The sequence below is a fragment of the Bradyrhizobium sp. SUTN9-2 genome, from assembly GCF_003122645.1.
GTDB classification, from domain to species: Bacteria; Pseudomonadota; Alphaproteobacteria; order Rhizobiales; family Xanthobacteraceae; genus Bradyrhizobium; species Bradyrhizobium yuanmingense.
Genome location: NZ_LAXE01000001.1, coordinates 5,391,053 through 5,409,252 on the forward strand (window position 1 = coordinate 5,391,053; position 18,200 = coordinate 5,409,252).

The window sequence follows — 18,200 nt, forward strand, 5'->3', positions numbered from 1 at the left end:
ATGTAGATCAATTTCCTGCGGTTCTGATTGGCAAAATGGAGCACAGGGAAGAAGTCGACCTTTTGGGGCGATAGGCATGAAACGCTGGATGGGGCTTCTCATCACAATGCTCATGTTTGCTGGATCATGCGCAAGCGAGGCGGCCGTGCGGATCGCAGACGACCCCGGTGGACGGATCGGGAAATATATCTATCGGTATGAGCGGCTGCGCGCTTCAGGCCAGCACGTAATTATCGATGGTTTCTGCGCATCTGCATGCACGATTGTCTTGGCGACCTTACCCTCCAACAGGATTTGCGTCACTTCACGTGCAGAATTAGCCTTTCACGCCGCTTGGGACATTGGGCATCGAGGGCGGCCCGTGACAAACCCAGGCGCGACCCGCATGATCTATTCGATGTATCCGGGGCCGGTGCGTCGCTGGATCGCACAACGTGGCGGGCTAACGCGGCGAACGATATTTCTGAGCGGAGGCCCGCTGCAGGCCATGTATCGCTCATGCCCAGTCTGAGCCAGCAAGAGGGATAAGCTTCCTGCCTGGCCCAGGGCAAGGCGCCGCGAAGAAGTTTGCACCTTGTCTGCAGCGATCGCGAAAGAGCGAGGAGCGCCGCCGCTCCCGCTCCCTCGCTCGGCTCAATACTGATACGGATATTGACCTGGGCAGATATACCTGCCGTAGGCATCGTAGTAGCAACTATTGTTGTAGTAACCGTACGCTCCCGCCGCAGCAGCGGCGCCTACAGCGGCAGCACCGTAGCCCCAACCCGGTCGATAATAGCCACCACCGTATCCGGGGTAACCCGCGATCGGTCGCCCCGGACGGCCGGCGATCGGACCACCTGGATAACCCGGCCGACCGGGACGTCCAGCTATTGGATGCGAAGGCCGAGGACCTCCGGCCACGCGATAGCCGCGACCACCGTGAATGCGTCCCGCGTGAGCGGCGCCGCTCCGAACGTGAGCTGTTCTCATGCCGCCGCCGTGAAAGCCTCCCGCGCGCATGCCGCCACCGTGAAATCCTCCCCCACCGCGAATGCCGCCACCTCCACCGCGGCGTGCCGATGCATCATCAGGAACAAGGCTGGCAGCGACGAGGATCGCGGCCGCAAAGCCGATCAGACCGTATCGAACCATAGCATCCTCCCGGGGAGTAATGTGCCGACGGCTGCTGTCTTCAGAACTTGAACGCTTGCGCCAGCGGCACAGGTGGCAATCAGTTCTCTTCCTTCACCTTGCGCGCTTGATTTAAATCAATCGAGCAAGGTCGCACTCAATCGGCGCGCACGTTCCCGTCGGGAACTTCCGCCCTCGTATTGCTCAGAAAGGTGGACCAAGGTGCGGCTCCGCGTCTTGCGAAGCATGGGCATACCTGCCCGCCTCCTCGCGGAGCGGCGGGCGAGCAAGCAAAAGCCCGCTCGTGCAGCTACTCCGCCGCCTGCCGCACGTGCCGTGCGGTCGGGGTGCGCATGGTGACGAGCTCTTCGGCCGCGGTCGGATGCAGCGCGATGGTCGCGTCGAAATCGGCCTTGGTCGCCTTCATCTTCACCGCGATCGCGACGGCCTGCGTGATCTCGGCGGCGGCATCGCCGACGATGTGACAGCCGAGCACGCGGTCGGTCGCGCCGTCGACCACGAGCTTCATCAGCACGCGGGTGTCGCGGCCGGACATCGTCGCCTTGATGGGCCGGAACGTCGTCTTGTAGATGTCGACGTGGCTGAATTGCGCGCGCGCCTCGGTTTCCGTCAGGCCGACAGTCCCGACCTCCGGCTGCGAGAACACGGCCGTCGGGATATTGGCGTGGTCGACCTGCACCTCGCGCTTGCCGAACACCGTGTCGGCGAAGGCATGGCCCTCGCGGATCGCGACCGGCGTCAGGTTGAAGCGGTGGGTGACGTCGCCGATGGCATAGATGCTGTCGACCGAGCTCTTGGAGAAATGGTCGACCGCGATGCCGCCGTTGGCGGGATTGATGGCGACGCCGGCATTCTCCAGGCCGAGATTGGCGACGTTCGGATGGCGGCCGATCGCGAACATCACCTGGTCGGAGGCGAGGCTCGAGCCGTTCGACAGATGCGTGGTGAAGTCCTCGCCGTGGCGGTCGACCTTGGTCACGGTGCAGCCGGTGAGAATGGTGATGCCCTGCTTCTCCATCTCGGCGCGGACATGGGTCCGGACATCCTCGTCGAAGCCGCGCAGAATGTTGTCGCCGCGATAGATCACCGTGACGTCGGACCCGAAGCCGGCGAAGATGCCGGCGAATTCCAGCGCGATATAGCCGCCGCCCTGGATCACGATCCGCTTCGGCAGCCTCGCAAGATGAAACGCCTCGTTGGAGGAGATCACGTGCTCGATGCCGGGGATCGCCGCGCCATGGTTGGGCGCGCCGCCGGTGGCGATCAGGATGTACTTCGCCGTGACCTTCTTGTCGTTCTCGAGCAGGCGGACGGTGTGCTTGTCCTCGATCACCGCGCGGCTCTTGACGATCTGCGCGCCTGATTTCTCGACGTTGGCGGTGTAGGCCGCCTCCAGCCGCGCGATCTCCTTGTCCTTGTTGGCGATCAGCGTCGGCCAGTCGAAGCTGGCGGGCGGCACGGTCCAGCCGAAGCCGGCGGCGTCCTCGAGCTCGTGACGGACGTGCGAGCCGATCACGAACAGCTTCTTCGGCACACAGCCGCGGATCACGCAGGTGCCGCCCATGCGGTACTCTTCCGCGATCATGACGCGGGCGCCGTAGCCGGCCGCGATGCGGGCGGCACGGACGCCGCCCGAGCCGCCACCAATGACGAAGAGGTCGACGTCGAAATCAGCCATTATCCACTCCGACCCCTTATCAGGAACGACCTTTCAGATAGGTGCGCTCAGATCTCCTTGCCACGCTTGCGCATCTCGGCACGGAAGGCGCCCATCACGGTTTCCGAGAAGTTCTGGGCCCAGCTGTTCATGAACGCCATGCTCTGCCCGATCGCGCGCGGCTCGGCATCGATCAGCTTCTTGCCCAGCGGCGACTTGTAGAAGGTGACGAGGTCCTTCAGCTCCTGCTCGGTGAACTCGCTGGCATAAATCTGCGCCATGCCTTCGCCGATCTCGCTCTGGCGGCCGTTGAGCTGCTGGGCCACGATCGGCGCGACCTCGTTGAGGTCCTTCTGGTAATTCAGGTTCTGCTGGATCAGCGCGCCCTTGGTCTTCTCGACCATGCCCGGCACGGCGCCCGCATACATCCCGGCGGCGTTCTTGATCTGCAGAATTTCCTTCGCTGCCGCAATCGCCGCGGGCGACGCCTTCGGCAGGGCCGGCGCCGCGGGAGCCTTCTGGCCCGCCTGCTGCGCGGCGACCGGGGCGGCCGAAAGGGCCAATCCCGCAGCGAGAGCCGCAGCCGGCAAGAATTTCAACACGTTCTTCATTCCTGGTCTCCTTTCGGCTTACGCCGTTCAATCACGCGGATTCCGCCGCCGCCCGCCAGAACGGCGGAGCTGGCCAAGCCGATGAACAGCCCGTGCTCGACCACACCGGGAATGGCGCTCAACGCCTTGGCGAGACCGGGGGGATCCGTAATACGTCCGAGCTGGGCATCGACGATCCAGTGGCCGCCATCGGTGACGAAAACGTGGCCGTCCTTGTCCCCGCCTTTGCCCTTGCGGACCGCCATTTGCCCGGAAACGCCGCATTCGGCAAATGCCTTTTCGATCGCGCGGCGCGTCGCACCGAGCCCGAACGGGATGACCTCGATCGGCAGCGGAAACTTGCCGAGCGTCGGCACCCATTTGCTGTCGTCGGCAATCACGATCATGCGGTCCGAGGCGGCCGCCACGATCTTCTCGCGCAACAGCGCGCCGCCGCCGCCCTTGATCAGATTGAGCTCGGGATCGATCTCGTCGGCGCCGTCGATCGTGAGGTCGAGATGGTCGATCTCGTCCAGCGTCGTCAGCTTGACGCCGCAGCGTTCCGCATCGGCCCGCGTCGCCTCGGAGGTCGGCACGCCGATCACCTTGAGCCCGGCGGCAACGCGTTCGCCGAGCAGCTCGACGAAGTGCTTGGCGGTCGAGCCGGTGCCGAGCCCGAGCTGCATGCCGTCGCGCACCTCCTCCAGCGCACGCGCCGCAGCCTGCCGCTTCAACTGGTCCATGGTCACGTGTGCGCCTGCCTTGTGAAGTCTCGAACATGCGGCCGATTCCGGCCGGTTTCGGGCGCCTATGTAGCCTCGTTTTTCCCAGGAGAACAGGGCCTGGAACAGGGTCTGGGAACAGGCCTATAAGGTGATCTTATGGGCCCGCCCCTTGCGCGGATAGGACCGGGCCGGTAGCGCTTGGGAATCATGACCTCCTTCAAGACGACTTCCCCTCACACCATCGTCTTCGATCTCGACGGCACGCTGGTGGATACGGCACCCGACCTGATCACGGCCCTCAATTACGTGCTCGACCGCGAAGGCCTGCCGCCGGTGCCGATGGCCTCGGCCCGCAACATGATCGGCGCCGGTGCCCGCAAGCTGATCGAGCGGGGGCTGGAAGCGGAGGGCCGCACCGTCACGCCCGCGGACATGGACCGGATGACTGCGGATTTCATCGCGTACTATGCCGACCATATCGCGGTGGAATCCCGCCCCTTCGAGGGTCTCGAGGCCGCGCTCGACCAGTTTTCGGCGCAAGGCCACCGCCTCGCGGTCTGCACCAACAAGCTGGAATGGCTGTCGAAGCGCCTGCTGGACCAGCTCGACCTCAGCCGCCGCTTCGCGGCGATCTGCGGCGCGGACACTTTTGGCGTCCAGAAGCCCGATCCGACTATTTTTCGGGAGACGGTGGCCCGGGCCGGCGGCGACGTGAAGGCCAGCATCATGGTCGGCGATGCCGGAACCGATGTCGGTGTCGCCCGGCGGGCCGGCGTGCCCGTGATCGGGGTCAGCTTCGGCTACACCGACGTGCCGATCGCCGAGCTGAAGCCGGACCGCCTGATCCACCACATGCGCGACCTGCCGGCGGCCGCGATCAGCCTGATGACGGCAAGCGAAACAGCAATGCTTTGATAGGATTGCCATTTTCGCCGCCTCACATCCCGAATGGATGCATAGAGGGCTGACTTCACCGGCGCCGCGGGCGTTGCCGGCCGTACGCGGAACCCAGCTGCGAGCCGCACCGAACGAGCCGAAATCCCGCGCCGAGGGGGTCACATGCGTCAGTGCTGCACTCACGTATACCACCCGATTGTCCTTGCCGCGTCCGATGCTTAGATTGCGTCGACCGCACCGCTGCAGCAAAGGTGCGCCCGTCGCCATAAGTGAAGGCCTCTCGCATGACCGGATCCGCCGCATTGTCGACCCCGATGACCGATCCGTTCGGGCGGACCATCACCTACTTGCGCGTCTCCGTCACCGACCGCTGCGACCTGCGCTGCTTCTACTGTATGTCCGAAGACATGACGTTCCTGCCCAAGGCGGACCTGCTGACGCTGGAGGAGCTCGATCGGCTCTGTACGGCCTTCATCGCCAAGGGCGTGAAGAAGCTGCGCCTCACCGGCGGCGAGCCCTTGGTCCGCCGCAATGTGATGTCGCTGGTGCGCTCGTTGTCGCGGCATCTGTCGAGCGGCGCGTTGAGCGAGCTGACGCTGACCACCAACGGCACCCAGCTTGCGAAGCACGCGCGGGAGCTCGCCGATTGCGGCGTCCGCCGCATCAACGTCTCGCTCGACACCCTCGATCCCAAGAAGTTTCGCGAGATCACCCGCTGGGGCGAGATCTACAAGGTGCTGGAGGGCATCGAGGCCGCGCGCGCCGCAGGGCTCGCCGTGAAGATCAACGCCGTGGCGCTGAAGAACCTCAACGAGGACGAGCTGCCTTCGCTGATGCGCTGGGCCCACGGCAAGGGCATGGGCCTGACGCTGATCGAGGTGATGCCGATGGGCGAGATCGGATCGGACCGCATTGACCAATATCTGCCGCTGTCGCTGGTGCGCGCCCGCCTCGCCCAGCAGTTCACGCTGACGGATCTGGCCGAGAGCACCGGCGGTCCGGCCCGCTATGTCGGCGTCGCCGAGACCGGCGGCAAGCTCGGCTTCATCACGCCGATGACCCATAATTTCTGCGAATCCTGTAATCGGGTACGCATCACCTGCACCGGAACGCTGCACACCTGCCTCGGCCATGAGGATGCCTCCGATTTGCGCAAACCTCTGCGTGCATCGAGCGACGATCTATTGCTTGCGGATGCGATCGACCGCGCCATCGGGCTGAAGCCCAAGGGCCACGATTTCATCATCGACCGCCGCCACGACCGGCCCAGCGTCTCCAGGCACATGAGCGTCACCGGCGGCTAACTCCGTATAGTTGCGGCCCTATTCCCCTTAACTATCAACAAACTTCCGATTGACTGGCGGCACGCCCGCTGGTTTGGTGCGGCGGCCTCATGCCTGCGCGGCGAGATAAGCCACGCGCCATCTCGGCGCAGTCAAGACGGCCGGGGCACAATCGGGGGAGGACCTATCGTTGCAAGCGCTCCTTAAGCTGAGCAGCAGGATCGACGCGTTCACGCGCTGGACCGGCAAACGTATTGCGTGGCTGATCGTGCTCGCCGTTGTCATTTCGGCGGTCAACGCGATCATCCGCAAGACGTTCGACACCTCGTCCAATTCGTGGCTCGAGCTGCAATGGGTGCTGTTCAGCATCGTCTTCCTGCTCTGTTCGCCCTGGACGCTGCTCGACAATGAGCACATCCGCATCGACATCGTAAGCAACACGATGCCCAAGAAGGCGCGCAACGTCATCGACATCGTCGGTCACGTGTTCTTCCTCATTCCGATCTGCATCGTCATGATCGTCACGGGCGTGCCGTTCTTCCTGCGCTCCTTCCAGATCAACGAGCAATCCGGCAATGCCGGCGGCCTGCCGCAATGGCCCGCCAAAGCCCTGATCATGGTGGGGTTCGCCTTCCTTCTGGTCCAAGGCATTTCCGAGCTGATCAAGCGGATCGCGGTGATGCGCGGCTTGATACCGGACCCGCACGAATCGCAGGTGTCGGCGCTCGAAGCGGAAGTCGAGCATCTCGTTGAAGCGATCGAGAAGAAGTAGCCGTTGGCGACGGTGTAGGGGGAATCCATGACCGCATTCATCATCGCCAATATGGCGCCCATCATGTTCGTATCGCTGGTCGTCATGCTGCTGCTCGGCTATCCGGCGGCATTCTCGCTCGGCGCCGTCGGCCTGTTCTTCGCCATCATCGGCGTCGAGCTCGGCCAGTTTCACCCCGACTTCCTCCAGGCCTTGCCGGAGCGCGTCTATGGCGTGATGAACAACGACACGCTGCTCGCGATCCCCTTCTTCACCTTCATGGGATTGGTGCTGGAGCGGTCGGGCATGGCCGAGGACCTGCTCGACACGATCGGCCAGCTGTTCGGCACGATCCGCGGCGGCCTCGCCTATGCCGTGATCTTCGTCGGCGCGCTGCTCGCTGCGACCACCGGCGTGGTCGCGGCGTCCGTGATCTCGATGGGCCTGATCTCGCTGCCGATCATGCTGCGCTACGGCTATGATCGCCGCGTGGCCGCCGGTGTCATCGCCGCCTCCGGCACGCTCGCGCAAATCATTCCGCCCTCCCTCGTCCTGATCGTGATGGCCGACCAGCTCGGCAAGTCCGTCGGCGACATGTACGAAGGCGCCTTCATCCCGGGCCTCGTGCTTGCCGCCCTCTACGCCGGATACGCTTTCCTCGTCAGCATGATCTGGCCGAAGGCGGCGCCCGGCCTGCCGAAGGACGCCATCGGCTTCCGCGAAGAGAACGGCGATCGCGGCCTTGTATCGCTCGGTGTGCTGTTCCTCGCGAGCTGCGCATTCGGATGGCTCATGATGCGCAATTCCAGCACTCGTGGCGCCGATTACGTGGTGCTCAGCATGTTCTACGGCATCATCTTCGCATTCGCCGTCGCCGTGCTGAACTGGGTGGTGGATAAGCTGACCGGATTCCGTTTCCTCTCGAAGATGGCGCAGCAGACCACCTTCGTGATGGTGCCGCCGCTGTTCCTGATCTTCCTGGTGCTGGGCACGATCTTCATCGGCATCGCCACGCCGACCGAAGGCGGTGCGATGGGTGCCGCCGGCGCCCTCATTCTCGGTGCCGTGAAGCGGCGGCTGAGCTGGGACCTGATCCGGCAGGCCACGGAATCGACCGCCAAGCTGTCGGCCTTCGTCGTGTTCATCCTGGTCGGCGCCCGCATCTTTTCGCTCACCTTTTACGGGGTCAACGGTCACGTCTGGGTCGAGCACCTGCTCACATCGCTGCCGGGCGGCCAGATCGGCTTCCTGATCTTCGTCAACGCGCTCGTATTCGTACTGGCCTTCTTCCTCGACTTCTTCGAGCTGGCCTTCATCGTGATCCCGCTACTGGGACCGGCCGCCGAGAAGCTCGGCATCGACCTGATCTGGTTCGGCGTCATTCTCGGCGTCAATATGCAGACCTCGTTCATGCACCCGCCGTTCGGATTCGCGCTGTTCTATCTCCGGTCCGTCGCGCCGAAGGAGCGATACACCGATCGGGTCACTGGCAAGCGGATGGACCCCGTCACCACCGGCCAGATCTATTGGGGTGCGGTGCCCTTCGTCGTCATCCAGATCATCATGGTCGGCCTCGTGATCGCGTTCCCGTCGATGGTGATGCACTACAAGGGCGTGCAGACGAACATCGATCCCAGCACGATCAAGATCGAGGTGCCGCAGATCGAGCTGCCTCCGCTGGATCTCGGCCCTCCGCAGAAGTAGCGGGAACGAGGCTCGCCGTCATGCTCCGCTGAAGCGGCGCATGACGCGCCTCGGCGCGTGACAAGCACCGAAATCGGAGGCATACCGGCCGTCCCCCCACTCGCATGGATGGCCGCTCATGCCCCGATCGCACCCCGCTTCCACGTTCTTTGGAACGTTGATCGCCTCACTCTGGCTGGCATCTGCCGCAACGCTGGTGCACGCCGAGCCGATCGCCAACGTCCATGCGCTGGCGCAGAAGGAACAGCAGCCGCTGCTCGACACGCTGCGCGATCTCGTCAACATCGAATCCGGCAGCAAGGACATCGAAGGCCTGAACCAGATCGCCGAGCGCATTGCCGGTCAGCTCAAGCAACTCGGCGGCACGGTGGAGATCCTGCAGCCGACTGACATCTATCGACTCGACGACACCCCCGAAAAGATCGGGCCGGCCGTGCACGCCGTGTTCAAGGGCACGGGGTCCAAGAAGATCATGCTGATTGCTCACATGGACACGGTGTACCTGAAGGGCATGCTGAAGGACCAGCCGTTCCGCATCGACGGCGACAAGGCGTACGGGCTCGGCATTGCCGACGACAAGCAGGGCATCGCGCTCATTCTCCATACCGTGGCATTGCTGCAGAAGCTGAACTTCAGGGATTACGGCACGCTCACGGTGCTCACGAACGGCGACGAGGAGGTCTCCTCGCCCGGCTGGCGCAGCACCATCACCAAGCTCGCATCGGATCAGGACGTGGTGTTCTCGTTCGAAGGCGGCGGCACCGACGGCACGCTGCGCCTCGCCACCAGCGGCATCGGCTCGGCCTATCTCACCGTGCATGGCAAGTCGTCACATGCCGGCGCACGGCCCGAAGGCGGCGTGAATGCGCTGTACGAGCTCTCGCACCAGGTGCTGCAGATGAAGGACTTGTCCAAGCCCGAGCAGGGCCTGAAGCTGAATTGGACGGTGTCCAAGTCAGGAACCAACCGCAATGTGATCCCTGCCGAGGCGACGGCCCAGGCCGACGCGCGCGCCCTCAAGGTGTCCGACTTCGACGAGTTGCAGAAGGCGCTGCAGGACAAGATCAAGAATCGCCTGCTGCCCGATTCCAGAGTCGAGCTGAAGTTCGAGGTGCGGCGCCCGCCGCTCGAACCCAGTGAGGCCTCGCGCCGGGTGGCGGCCTATGGCAAGACGATCTATGGGGAGATCGGACTATCCCTCAAGGTCGACGAGAAGGCCATCGGCGGCGGCACCGACGCGGCTTTCGCCGCGCTGCAATCCAAAGGAGCCGTGGTGGAAGGCATGGGCCTGTCGGCCTTCGGCGCGCACTCCAACGATGCCGAATATGTGCAGGTGGGCAGCATCGTGCCGCGGCTGTATCTGACGACACGCATGATCATGGACCTGTCCACCGGCAAGCTGAAATAGCGGCTCGGTCGCCGCGTTTCACTTTCAGGCTTGCCGCCCTCCACGGCGAACGAGACCGAGCGAAGCTGTTTCGTCAGGAACAGGAAGCGTTCAGAGATCGTCTTCGACATGACGTCCGGCATATGCGATTGTGACAATCTCGACCTCTGTCTTCAGGACACGGAACGCGATCGTCACGCGCCGCTCGAATCCGAGGTACGCAGACCTGGAAGAAGATCGTCGCGACTGGTCCCACGTTTGGGAAAGGTGGCGAGAGCCATGCATGCCTTCTCGATACGGTCGATATAGCCGCCTGCAATTCGGTAGCCGGCACGTTCTGCGATGTACTCGTAAAGGCCGACCAGATCGGCCTCCGCCTCCGGTCGGAATACGACCTTAAGTGCCCCGCTTGGCTGCCTTCACGTTTCTGGCGTGACGAGTCCGCAGGCGCTTGAAAACGTCGCTCGCAGCAACGCTTGGGCGGGGATCCTGGACCGAAGCTTGGACCTTGGCGGCCAGATATTCGTCAAGCGCGGCATCCTGACGATCGAGGGCGCGGAGGGCCGAGCGCATGACTTCGCTGGCAGAGGCATATTCGCCTGACTTCAGGCGGGCTTCCAGGCTCGCGCGCTGCGGGCCAAGAGTCACGGTGATCGGCTTGCTGGTCCGCATGTGGTTCCCCTTCAGTGCTCTACAACGCAAGATATGACAGTGTCATACATACCTTAAGCGCCATCCGGGCCTCCCTGCTCCGCGCACGGGAAAAGGTGCATTGTCATTGCCGGGCCAGTTCCTCCCCTATCGTGACCTTGTCCGCCAGCCGAAACCGCAGCGTGAACTCCGCACCGCCGCCGGGCAGGTTCTCCACCGACACCGTGGCGGCGTGATCATCCGCCACGGCGCGCACGATCGAGAGCCCCAGCCCCGCGCCGTCACTGCGCCGGCGGTCGGCGCGCCAGAAGCGCTGGAAGATCAGCTCGCGCTCAGCCTCCGCGATCCCCGGGCCGGAATCGCGCACCCGCACCGAACCGTCCTCCCCCACCTCGACCTCGACGGTGGTGCCCTCCGCCGTGAACTTGATGGCGTTTTCGGCAAGATTGAACACCGCGCGCTGCAGCATCTCCGAATTGCCGTGTATCAGGACCGGTGCGTCGGTGCCCTTCAGCGCGATGTCCTTGCGTTGCGCGATCGCGAACGGAGCGATCGAGCCGACCACCTCGGCACAGACGGCGCGCAAATCCGCGGTCTCGCCGGGATCGAGCACCAGGGTGTCGAGCTCGGCGATCTCAAGCAGTTGGGCGACGATCCGGCTCATCGCCTCGATGTCGGCATGCAGCGCCCGCCGTTCCGCGCCGTCGCCGAGCGTCTCGATCCGCGTGCGCAGGATCGCCAGCGGCGTGCGCAATTGATGCGCGGCATCCGCCGTGAACTGCCGCTGCACGCGAAAGCCGGCCTCGAGGCGGTCGAGCGCCTGGTTCACGGCGGTGACCAGCGGCACGATCTCGCGCGGAATCTGCTCGGTCGGCAGGCGAATGTCGGTGCGTGCAGGGCCGATGTTGCTGGCCTCCTGGGAGGCCTTCCACAACGGCGCGATCGCGCGGCGGAAGATGATGATGTCGATGGCAAGCAGGACCAGGAGGATCGGGACGGTGATCCACCCGACCCGCCGAAAAAAGTTCGAGACGATATCGTCGATGATGACGTCCCGGTGGGCCAGATCCTCGGCAACCTGGATGCGCACCGTCTTGCCGGCAACGTCTCGCGTGACGCTGGCGCCGGAGACGGTGTCGGAGAAACGGGAGGGCGCCGTCGCGGCGGAACGCCGGTGGGAGGAGAACAGCAACCTTCCGTCGGCATCGCGAATGTCGAACTGGTAGCGGCCGTAGGCGTCCGAATAAAGCCCCTTGAGGCTGTCGGGCAGGTTGAAGGTCAACGTGCCGTCCGGCTGCGCGACGATGCGCTCCGCCAGCACCTCGGCCTGCGCGCGCATGGCATCGCGATGCAGCTGGTCGATCTCGGAGTTGAGCAGCCAGAACAACACCAGCGGCAGGAAGATCGCGACCATCGCGACCGCGACGATGTGCAGAAACACGATGCGCGAGATCAGCGATTTGAAGGTCAGCGATCCGGCACGGCCCGCGGCGGGCACGCTATTTCTCCTCGGTCATGAGATAGCCGACGCCACGGATCGTATGGATCACGACCTTGGCGCCGTGTTCAGTCAGCTGCTTGCGCAGCCGCGACACGTAGACCTCGATCGCATTGGAGGCGACGTCGCCTTCGAGACCGAAGATGTGGTCCTCGACGTTCTTCTTCGGTACCACCCGCCCCTGCCGGCGCAGCAGGATCTCGAGCACCGAGGTCTCGCGCGCGGAGATGATCCGCGGCTGGTCGTCGACGAAGATCTGCCGGCTCTCGGTGTCGTAGACGAGGTTGGCGAGAGTGAGCGAGCGGCCGAGCAACTGGCCGGGGCGGCGCAGGATGGCCTCCAGCCGCGCCACCAGCTCCTCCATCGCAAACGGTTTTGCCAGATAATCATCGGCGCCGCTGCGCAGGCCGGTGACGCGGTCCTGCAAGCCGCCGCGCGCAGTCAGCACCAAGACCGGCAGCGGCTCCATCTGGTGACGCAACTCGCGCAGCACCGACAGGCCGTCGGCATCGGGCAGACCGAGGTCGAGGATCATCGCGGCATAGCTGACGCTGTTCACCGCCTCGCGCGCCTCGGCCGCGCTGCCCACGATGTCGCTCTCATAGCCGGCTGCGGCCAGCCCACCGGCCACGAGCCGCGACAGCTCAGCATTGTCCTCAACGATCAGAAGGCGCATCGCATATCCGCTGGACGTTCCTGATACCGCACCGCTCGCGCCGCATCTGCGCTCTTTTCCAGCATTCGGGGCGCCGCGGCCAGCGAAAAAGCGCCGAATAGCCTCTCCTTGTCAGGTCGGTGTAAGCCAGCGCTGCGCATGAACCCGGTCATCGACCACATGATCATCGCCGGCCGAAGATTGACCCACGGAACATTCGTTTTGGCGTGTCGTTAAATCCAAGCGCTCAGGATGAGCGCCTGGAGGAGCCCGATGTCGTATTTTCCATCTGGCGAAGACCAAGCCTTCCGCATTTGCAAGGTGCTCGCCGACGTCTTCTGCGCGATCCTGCTCGGCACCTTTTCGATCGTGTTCTTCGGCTGGATCGGCGGAATTGTCGCCTTCGTCATTCTCGAAGCTGCCCTGCTCGGGCTCGACTGGCTCATGCCAAGCGCAAGAGACGCAGCAGGCGTCGTTCGCTAGCCGCGCTTCCGATGCTCGGCAGCCGACCGATGGTCCGCCTCTGGCGGCAAATAAGCTCGGCTGCTACGACTCAGCTTGCCCCAACGCGCGGACCTTTCCATTACGACGCGCGCCGGCACTAACGGAAAAGGACTCGACCAGGCCTTGCGCAGCGCTCTTTGAATTTCATCGGGATCGAAGCGCATCGGGGGCATCGTTCAGCGCCACGATTTCGGATCGGGCGATGATGCATGTCTACCACTGTTTTGCCCGACGGGTCAAAAATTTCGGTAATTTCGCAATCGCTCGTGGTAACGAAGTCAAGTCATTGATATCGCTGCCCCGGTCTACTGTGCATGGGGTTGTTTTCGATGTTTTGGTTGGACGCCCTCCCAACAGCAGCGACAACGCCCCGGAGTCTTTCGCTCCGGGGCGTGCCGCATTCGATCGGGGCGCGATCAGCTCTGCGAGCGCCGCGCCATGAAGATGTCGTAGCCGACCTCGGCCACCTGGAACCAGGAATAGCCGTCGCTCGTGAACTTGGCGAGCGAGTCGTTCACCTTCTTGAAGTTCGGATTGGTCGCAGCGACTTCGGCGTGCAGCTCCTTGGCCGCCTTGTAGCAGGCGTCCATGATCGCGGGCGAGAAGGCGTGCAGCTTGGTGCCGCCCGCGAGCAGCTTCCTCAGCGCCAGCGGATTGGCGTTGTCGTAGCGCGCCATCATGTAATTGTTGGCGTAGTGGCCGGCCTGCTCCAGCACGCTCTGGTAATATTTCGGCAGCGCGTTCCACTTGTCGAGGTTGACGAAAGCCATCAGCATCGGACCGCCTTCCCACCAGCCGGGGTAGTAGTAGTGCGGCGCGATCTTGTAGAAGCCGAGCTTCTCGTCGTCATAGGGCCCGACCCATTCGGCGGCGTCGATCGTGCCCTTCTCCAGCGCCGGATAGATGTCACCGCCGGCGAGCTGCTGCGGCACCACGCCGAGCTTCTGGAGCACGCGGCCGGTGAAGCCGCCGATGCGGAACTTCATGCCTTTGAGATCGTCGGGCGTGTTGACCTCTTTCCTGAACCAGCCGCCCATCTGGCAGCCGGTGTTGCCCGCGAGCAGCGAGACGACGTTGTAGCTCTTGTAGAACTCGTTGAGCACGTCGCGGCCGCCGCCCAGCATGTACCAGGCCTGGTTGATGCGCATGTTGGGACCGAACGGCACGGCCGAGCCGAAGGTGAAGGTCGGGTCCTTGCCGAAATAATAATAGGACGCGGTGTGGCCGATCTCGCAGGTGCCGTTCTGCACGGCGTCGAGCACCTGCAGGCCCGGCACGATTTCGCCGGCCGCGAAGATCTGGATCTGGAATTTGTTGTCGGTCGCCTCGGCAACCATCTTGCACATCATCTCGGCGCCGCCAAACAGCGTGTCGAGCGATTTCGGCCAGCTCGTCGGCATGCGCCATTTGATTTCCGGCATCGACTGCGCGATCGCGGGAGCCGCGAGCGTGGCGGCGCCGGCCGCACCAAGTCCTGTGACCTTGATGAAGTCTCTTCTCTTCATGATTTCCTACCCTAATGGATCTAATTGTGGAGCCTTCTTTGCGAGGCTTGCCGACAGAATGGAGCATCACGGGACCGAATGCCATCCCGATCGCAAAGAAAAAGCCCGGCCTCCTGGGGAGGCCGGGCTAGTGGTCTTACGACCTGAGCCGTAGATCAGCCGCGGGTGCGCGAGCGGATCATGAAGCTGTCGTAGGTATATTCGGCAACCTGCCACCACAGATATTCGTCGGAGCGGTAGGCCTGCATGGCGTCGATGGCCTTCTTGAAGTCGGCGTTCTTGCCGGAGACCTCGGCCCACAGCTCGTTGGTCGCCTTGAGGCAGGCTTCCAGCACCTCGTTGGTGAACGGACGCAGCTGGGTGCCGCCGGCGACCAGGCGCTTCAGCGCCGCCGGGTTCTGCATGTCGTAGCGCGCAGCCATCCAGCTGTTGGCGTTCGCCGTCGCGTTGGTGAGGATCGCCTGGTAGTTCTTCGGCAGCGCATTGAACTTTTCCAGGTTGGCGAAGGCGTGGACGGTCGGACCGCCCTCCCAGAAGCCCGGATAGTAGTAGTACTTGGCGACCTTGGCGAAGCCGAGCTTCTCGTCATCGTAGGGACCGACCCACTCGGCCGCGTCGATGGTGCCCTTTTCCAGCGCCGGATAGATGTCGCCGCCGGCGAGCTGCTGCGGCACCACGCCGACCTTCTGGAGCACCTGGCCGGCAATGCCGCCGATGCGCATCTTGAGGCCGGAGAGGTCGGCAACGGTCTTGATCTCCTTGCGGAACCAGCCGCCCATCTGGGTACCGGTGTTGCCGCATGGGAAGCCGATCACGTTCGACTTCTTGAAGAACTCGTTGGCGAGCTCGTTGCCGCCGCCCTGATAGAGCCACGAGTTCTGCTGGCGCGCGTTGAGGCCGAACGGCACCGAGGCGAAGATCGCGAAGGTGGGGTCCTTGCCGACGTAATAGTACGAGACGGTGTGGCACATATCGACCGTGCCGTTCGAGGTCGCATCGAGCGCCTGGAGGCCGGGGACGATTTCGCCGGCGGCGAACACCTGAATCTGGAACTTGTTGTCAGTCATCTCGGCGACGTACTTCGCCACCTGCTCGGCGCCGCCATAGATGGTGTCGAGCGACTTCGGGAAGCTCGAAGTCAGGCGCCACTTCACCTCGGGCGAGGACTGTGCGATCGCCGGCGAGGCCACCGCGGTCGCCGCCGCGCCTGCTGCCGACACTTTGAGAAAATCACGACGCTTCATCTTCAGGTCTCTCCTTGCTGGGGCGTTTCCCCTTGACTTCTCTTCTTGCCGCCGCTCGTTCCGGCGACGCGTGGAGGTCGCGTCGAACCGAAGGGGCTTGACTGCGGGGGGGCCTTTAACACGGCCAGCCCGGTTTCGGAACGCGACAATGACATGACGGGGCTCTACGAAAGTCGCATGCCCCGGAGCCTGCCGCGGTGCCCCCATTCAGGCCGCGGCGATGACACCCTTGAGCTGGTCCCGGACCTGGCCGGCAATGGCGCGGTAGATCGCCGCATGAGGGCCGTCCGGCTCGCTGTCGACCACGGGATTGCCGGCGTCCGAGGTGGCGCGAATCGCCATGTGCAGGGGGATCTCGCCCAGGAATGGGACGCCGAGCTTCTCGGCCTCGTGCCGCGCCCCGCCATGGCCGAAAATATCCGACTTGGTGCCGCAATGCGGACATTGGAAGTAGCTCATATTCTCGACGATGCCGAGCACGGGCACGTTGACCTTCTTGAACATGGCAAGCCCCCGCCGCGCATCGATCAGGGACAGGTCCTGCGGGGTCGAGACGATCACGGCGCCCTTGAGCGGCACGTTCTGCGCCAGCGTGAGCTGGGCATCGCCGGTGCCCGGCGGCATGTCGACGACCAGCACGTCGAGCTTGCCCCATTCGACGTCGCGCAGCATCTGCGTCACCGCCGACATCACCATCGGACCGCGCCAGATCATCGCGGTCTCCTCCTCGACCAGGAAGCCGATCGACATGATGGCGAGCCCGAAGCGCCGAAGCGGAATCATCTTGCGCTCGTCGTTCAGCTCCGGCTTGTCGCGCAGGCCCGTCAGGCGCGGCACCGAGGGGCCGTAGATATCGGCGTCGAGCAGCCCGACCTTGAGGCCGAGGTCGCGCAGGCCGAGCGCCAGATTGAGCGCCGTGGTCGACTTTCCGACGCCGCCCTTGCCGGAGGCGACCGCGATTACGGCGGCAACGCCGGGAATTTCCGATTGCCGCGCCATCGGCGCCCCCCCGCCCTGGGGCGGCTTGTGGGCATGGGCCGGCTGCACGCCGGGCGTGCCGCGGCTCGGCTGCGGGGGTGGCGGCGGCGCGGAGCCCGGCTTGCGCTCGGCGGTCAGCGCCACCATGACGGTGGTGACACCGGGAATGCTGCGCACGGCGGCTTCCGCTTCGGCCCGGACGGATTCCCAGGCTCTTGCCTCGGCGGCGTCGACATTGATCGAGAAGAATACCTTGCCGTCGGAGGCGCTGATCGCGCTCAGCACATTGGCATGGGGGAGCGCGACCCCGCGGGGCGACTGGACCCTGGCGAGGCTATCGAGAACCTGTTGCTGCGTCACGCTCAAAGCGCATCTCCTGCAGTTGAGGATGCCCCATTAGAGCGGAAACGCCCAAAAGGCTACTGTCTGCCGATATCGTCCGCCTTTTCGGCCGGCGCCGCCCCCTGCTCCAGGGCAGCCTCGTAGTTCAGCTCGATCATGACCCCGTTGGGGTCGTGGACGAAGATCTGCCAGAGATCGCCACCGGGCACCTGGCGGGCCTCGAACTTGATCTTCTTTGACGCCAGCCGCTGTTTCATACCGTCAAAGCCGCGACTGGCGAAGGCGACATGGTGGACAACGCCGGAATCCGGCTTTTGTGGCTCGTCGGTCGGGGAAATGTCGACGAGGTGAACCACCGGCCTGCCCTCGCTGTACATCCAGGCGCCCGGGAAGGCGAAGTTCGGCCGCGCGCCTTTTTCCAGGCCCAGCACGTCTTCGTAGAAGCGGACGGTCTCGGCCAGATTCCGGGTCCGGATGTTGAAATGATCGAGGACGCCCACGCTCACGCCGCCCATTCTCTCGCTCCCTTGTTTTGAAGTCCTTGGGTCGCCACCCTAGCACGGCAGGCCGCCAAACGAAGCCGTTGCCCTCTGGCCTCAAGGGTTTATGGTGCGCCTCCGGTCCGCCCTCACCGCGGAACCCAGGCATCCCTCGCTTGGCAAGAACCGTAAACCCGAACTACGGACAAGGTACCA

The 18,200-nt window shown here is 64.1% G+C and carries 19 protein-coding genes; 7 read left to right on the forward strand and 12 right to left on the reverse strand.

Annotation, left to right across the window (positions count from 1 at the left end; translation table 11 throughout):
• The first annotated feature begins 76 nt into the window (after window positions 1-76).
• Window positions 77-511, forward strand: coding sequence for a hypothetical protein (locus tag XF30_RS39485; protein WP_036001546.1), 435 nt, complete (start codon window positions 77-79; stop codon window positions 509-511).
• 122 nt (window positions 512-633) lie between these two features.
• Here XF30_RS39485 and XF30_RS40200 read toward each other — a convergent pair whose 3' ends face one another.
• The 4 genes from XF30_RS40200 to rpiA all read right to left on the reverse strand — a co-directional run bounded on the left by XF30_RS40200 (window position 634) and on the right by rpiA (window position 4,130).
• Window positions 634-1,134: a hypothetical protein gene (locus XF30_RS40200; RefSeq protein WP_036001549.1), complete on the reverse strand. Its 501-nt coding sequence runs from the start codon at window positions 1,132-1,134 to the stop codon at window positions 634-636.
• A 289-nt stretch (window positions 1,135-1,423) separates the two neighbouring features.
• A complete protein-coding gene (gene gor / locus XF30_RS25145; RefSeq protein ID WP_109144146.1) occupies window positions 1,424-2,812 on the reverse strand; it encodes a glutathione-disulfide reductase in 1,389 nt (462 codons plus the stop codon).
• Window positions 2,813-2,859: 47 nt separating this feature from the next.
• Window positions 2,860-3,402 carry a DUF2059 domain-containing protein gene (locus XF30_RS25150; protein ID WP_036001556.1) on the reverse strand — a complete coding sequence of 181 codons (543 nt, stop codon included), beginning with the start codon at window positions 3,400-3,402 and terminating at the stop codon, window positions 2,860-2,862.
• A complete protein-coding gene (gene rpiA / locus XF30_RS25155; protein ID WP_109144147.1) occupies window positions 3,399-4,130 on the reverse strand; it encodes a ribose-5-phosphate isomerase RpiA in 732 nt (243 codons plus the stop codon). Before rpiA ends, XF30_RS25150 begins: the two co-directional genes overlap by 4 nt.
• A gap of 183 nt (window positions 4,131-4,313) precedes the next feature.
• Between rpiA and XF30_RS25160 the strand changes: the two genes are divergently transcribed.
• From XF30_RS25160 to XF30_RS25180, 5 genes are all read left to right on the forward strand, one after another.
• Complete coding sequence (locus XF30_RS25160) at window positions 4,314-5,021, forward strand: HAD family hydrolase (protein ID WP_109144148.1); 708 nt, start codon at window positions 4,314-4,316, stop codon at window positions 5,019-5,021.
• Window positions 5,022-5,287: 266 nt separating this feature from the next.
• Window positions 5,288-6,307: a GTP 3',8-cyclase MoaA gene (gene moaA, locus XF30_RS25165; protein WP_109144149.1), complete on the forward strand. Its 1,020-nt coding sequence runs from the start codon at window positions 5,288-5,290 to the stop codon at window positions 6,305-6,307.
• Window positions 6,308-6,476: 169 nt separating this feature from the next.
• Complete coding sequence (locus tag XF30_RS25170; RefSeq protein WP_036001566.1) at window positions 6,477-7,058, forward strand: TRAP transporter small permease subunit; 582 nt, start codon at window positions 6,477-6,479, stop codon at window positions 7,056-7,058.
• Window positions 7,059-7,085: 27 nt separating this feature from the next.
• Entirely contained in the window at window positions 7,086-8,741 is a 1,656-nt protein-coding gene (locus XF30_RS25175) for a TRAP transporter large permease (protein WP_109144150.1), read from the forward strand.
• Window positions 8,742-8,859: 118 nt separating this feature from the next.
• Window positions 8,860-10,149, forward strand: a complete 1,290-nt coding sequence (locus XF30_RS25180) for a M20/M25/M40 family metallo-hydrolase (RefSeq protein ID WP_109144151.1) — start codon at window positions 8,860-8,862, stop codon at window positions 10,147-10,149.
• A gap of 173 nt (window positions 10,150-10,322) precedes the next feature.
• Here XF30_RS25180 and XF30_RS39495 read toward each other — a convergent pair whose 3' ends face one another.
• The 4 genes from XF30_RS39495 to XF30_RS25200 all read right to left on the reverse strand — a co-directional run bounded on the left by XF30_RS39495 (window position 10,323) and on the right by XF30_RS25200 (window position 12,953).
• Window positions 10,323-10,493 carry a type II toxin-antitoxin system RelE/ParE family toxin gene (locus XF30_RS39495; RefSeq protein ID WP_349644206.1) on the reverse strand — a complete coding sequence of 57 codons (171 nt, stop codon included), beginning with the start codon at window positions 10,491-10,493 and terminating at the stop codon, window positions 10,323-10,325.
• Window positions 10,494-10,524: 31 nt separating this feature from the next.
• Window positions 10,525-10,800: a ribbon-helix-helix domain-containing protein gene (locus XF30_RS25190; protein ID WP_036022224.1), complete on the reverse strand. Its 276-nt coding sequence runs from the start codon at window positions 10,798-10,800 to the stop codon at window positions 10,525-10,527.
• 103 nt (window positions 10,801-10,903) lie between these two features.
• Complete coding sequence (locus XF30_RS25195) at window positions 10,904-12,277, reverse strand: sensor histidine kinase (protein ID WP_109144152.1); 1,374 nt, start codon at window positions 12,275-12,277, stop codon at window positions 10,904-10,906.
• Window position 12,278: 1 nt separating this feature from the next.
• Complete coding sequence (locus XF30_RS25200) at window positions 12,279-12,953, reverse strand: response regulator (protein WP_057028815.1); 675 nt, start codon at window positions 12,951-12,953, stop codon at window positions 12,279-12,281.
• A gap of 252 nt (window positions 12,954-13,205) precedes the next feature.
• Between XF30_RS25200 and XF30_RS25210 the strand changes: the two genes are divergently transcribed.
• Window positions 13,206-13,415 carry a hypothetical protein gene (locus tag XF30_RS25210; protein ID WP_036001583.1) on the forward strand — a complete coding sequence of 70 codons (210 nt, stop codon included), beginning with the start codon at window positions 13,206-13,208 and terminating at the stop codon, window positions 13,413-13,415.
• 437 nt (window positions 13,416-13,852) lie between these two features.
• Here the strand turns inward: XF30_RS25210 and XF30_RS25215 are convergent, their stop codons facing one another.
• The 4 genes from XF30_RS25215 to XF30_RS25230 form a co-directional block, all read right to left on the reverse strand.
• Complete coding sequence (locus XF30_RS25215; protein ID WP_036001586.1) at window positions 13,853-14,941, reverse strand: TRAP transporter substrate-binding protein; 1,089 nt, start codon at window positions 14,939-14,941, stop codon at window positions 13,853-13,855.
• Window positions 14,942-15,096: 155 nt separating this feature from the next.
• A complete protein-coding gene (locus XF30_RS25220) occupies window positions 15,097-16,185 on the reverse strand; it encodes a TRAP transporter substrate-binding protein (RefSeq protein ID WP_109144154.1) in 1,089 nt (362 codons plus the stop codon).
• A 207-nt stretch (window positions 16,186-16,392) separates the two neighbouring features.
• A complete protein-coding gene (locus tag XF30_RS25225; RefSeq protein WP_109144155.1) occupies window positions 16,393-17,529 on the reverse strand; it encodes an Mrp/NBP35 family ATP-binding protein in 1,137 nt (378 codons plus the stop codon).
• Window positions 17,530-17,582: 53 nt separating this feature from the next.
• A complete protein-coding gene (locus tag XF30_RS25230) occupies window positions 17,583-18,020 on the reverse strand; it encodes a VOC family protein (RefSeq protein ID WP_036001594.1) in 438 nt (145 codons plus the stop codon).
• Window positions 18,021-18,200: the final 180 nt, after the last annotated feature.

Coding starts and splice junctions, on each gene's coding strand:
- XF30_RS39485 (WP_036001546.1), top strand. CDS start 77: ATGAAACGCTGGATGGGGCTTCTCATCACAATGCTCATGTTTGCTGGA.
- XF30_RS40200 (WP_036001549.1), bottom strand. CDS start 1,134: ATGGTTCGATACGGTCTGATCGGCTTTGCGGCCGCGATCCTCGTCGCT.
- gor (WP_109144146.1), bottom strand. CDS start 2,812: ATGGCTGATTTCGACGTCGACCTCTTCGTCATTGGTGGCGGCTCGGGC.
- XF30_RS25150 (WP_036001556.1), bottom strand. CDS start 3,402: ATGAAGAACGTGTTGAAATTCTTGCCGGCTGCGGCTCTCGCTGCGGGA.
- XF30_RS25160 (WP_109144148.1), top strand. CDS start 4,314: ATGACCTCCTTCAAGACGACTTCCCCTCACACCATCGTCTTCGATCTC.
- moaA (WP_109144149.1), top strand. CDS start 5,288: ATGACCGGATCCGCCGCATTGTCGACCCCGATGACCGATCCGTTCGGG.
- XF30_RS25175 (WP_109144150.1), top strand. CDS start 7,086: ATGACCGCATTCATCATCGCCAATATGGCGCCCATCATGTTCGTATCG.
- XF30_RS25180 (WP_109144151.1), top strand. CDS start 8,860: ATGCCCCGATCGCACCCCGCTTCCACGTTCTTTGGAACGTTGATCGCC.
- XF30_RS25190 (WP_036022224.1), bottom strand. CDS start 10,800: ATGCGGACCAGCAAGCCGATCACCGTGACTCTTGGCCCGCAGCGCGCG.
- XF30_RS25200 (WP_057028815.1), bottom strand. CDS start 12,953: ATGCGCCTTCTGATCGTTGAGGACAATGCTGAGCTGTCGCGGCTCGTG.
- XF30_RS25210 (WP_036001583.1), top strand. CDS start 13,206: ATGTCGTATTTTCCATCTGGCGAAGACCAAGCCTTCCGCATTTGCAAG.
- XF30_RS25215 (WP_036001586.1), bottom strand. CDS start 14,941: ATGAAGAGAAGAGACTTCATCAAGGTCACAGGACTTGGTGCGGCCGGC.
- XF30_RS25220 (WP_109144154.1), bottom strand. CDS start 16,185: ATGAAGCGTCGTGATTTTCTCAAAGTGTCGGCAGCAGGCGCGGCGGCG.
- XF30_RS25230 (WP_036001594.1), bottom strand. CDS start 18,020: ATGGGCGGCGTGAGCGTGGGCGTCCTCGATCATTTCAACATCCGGACC.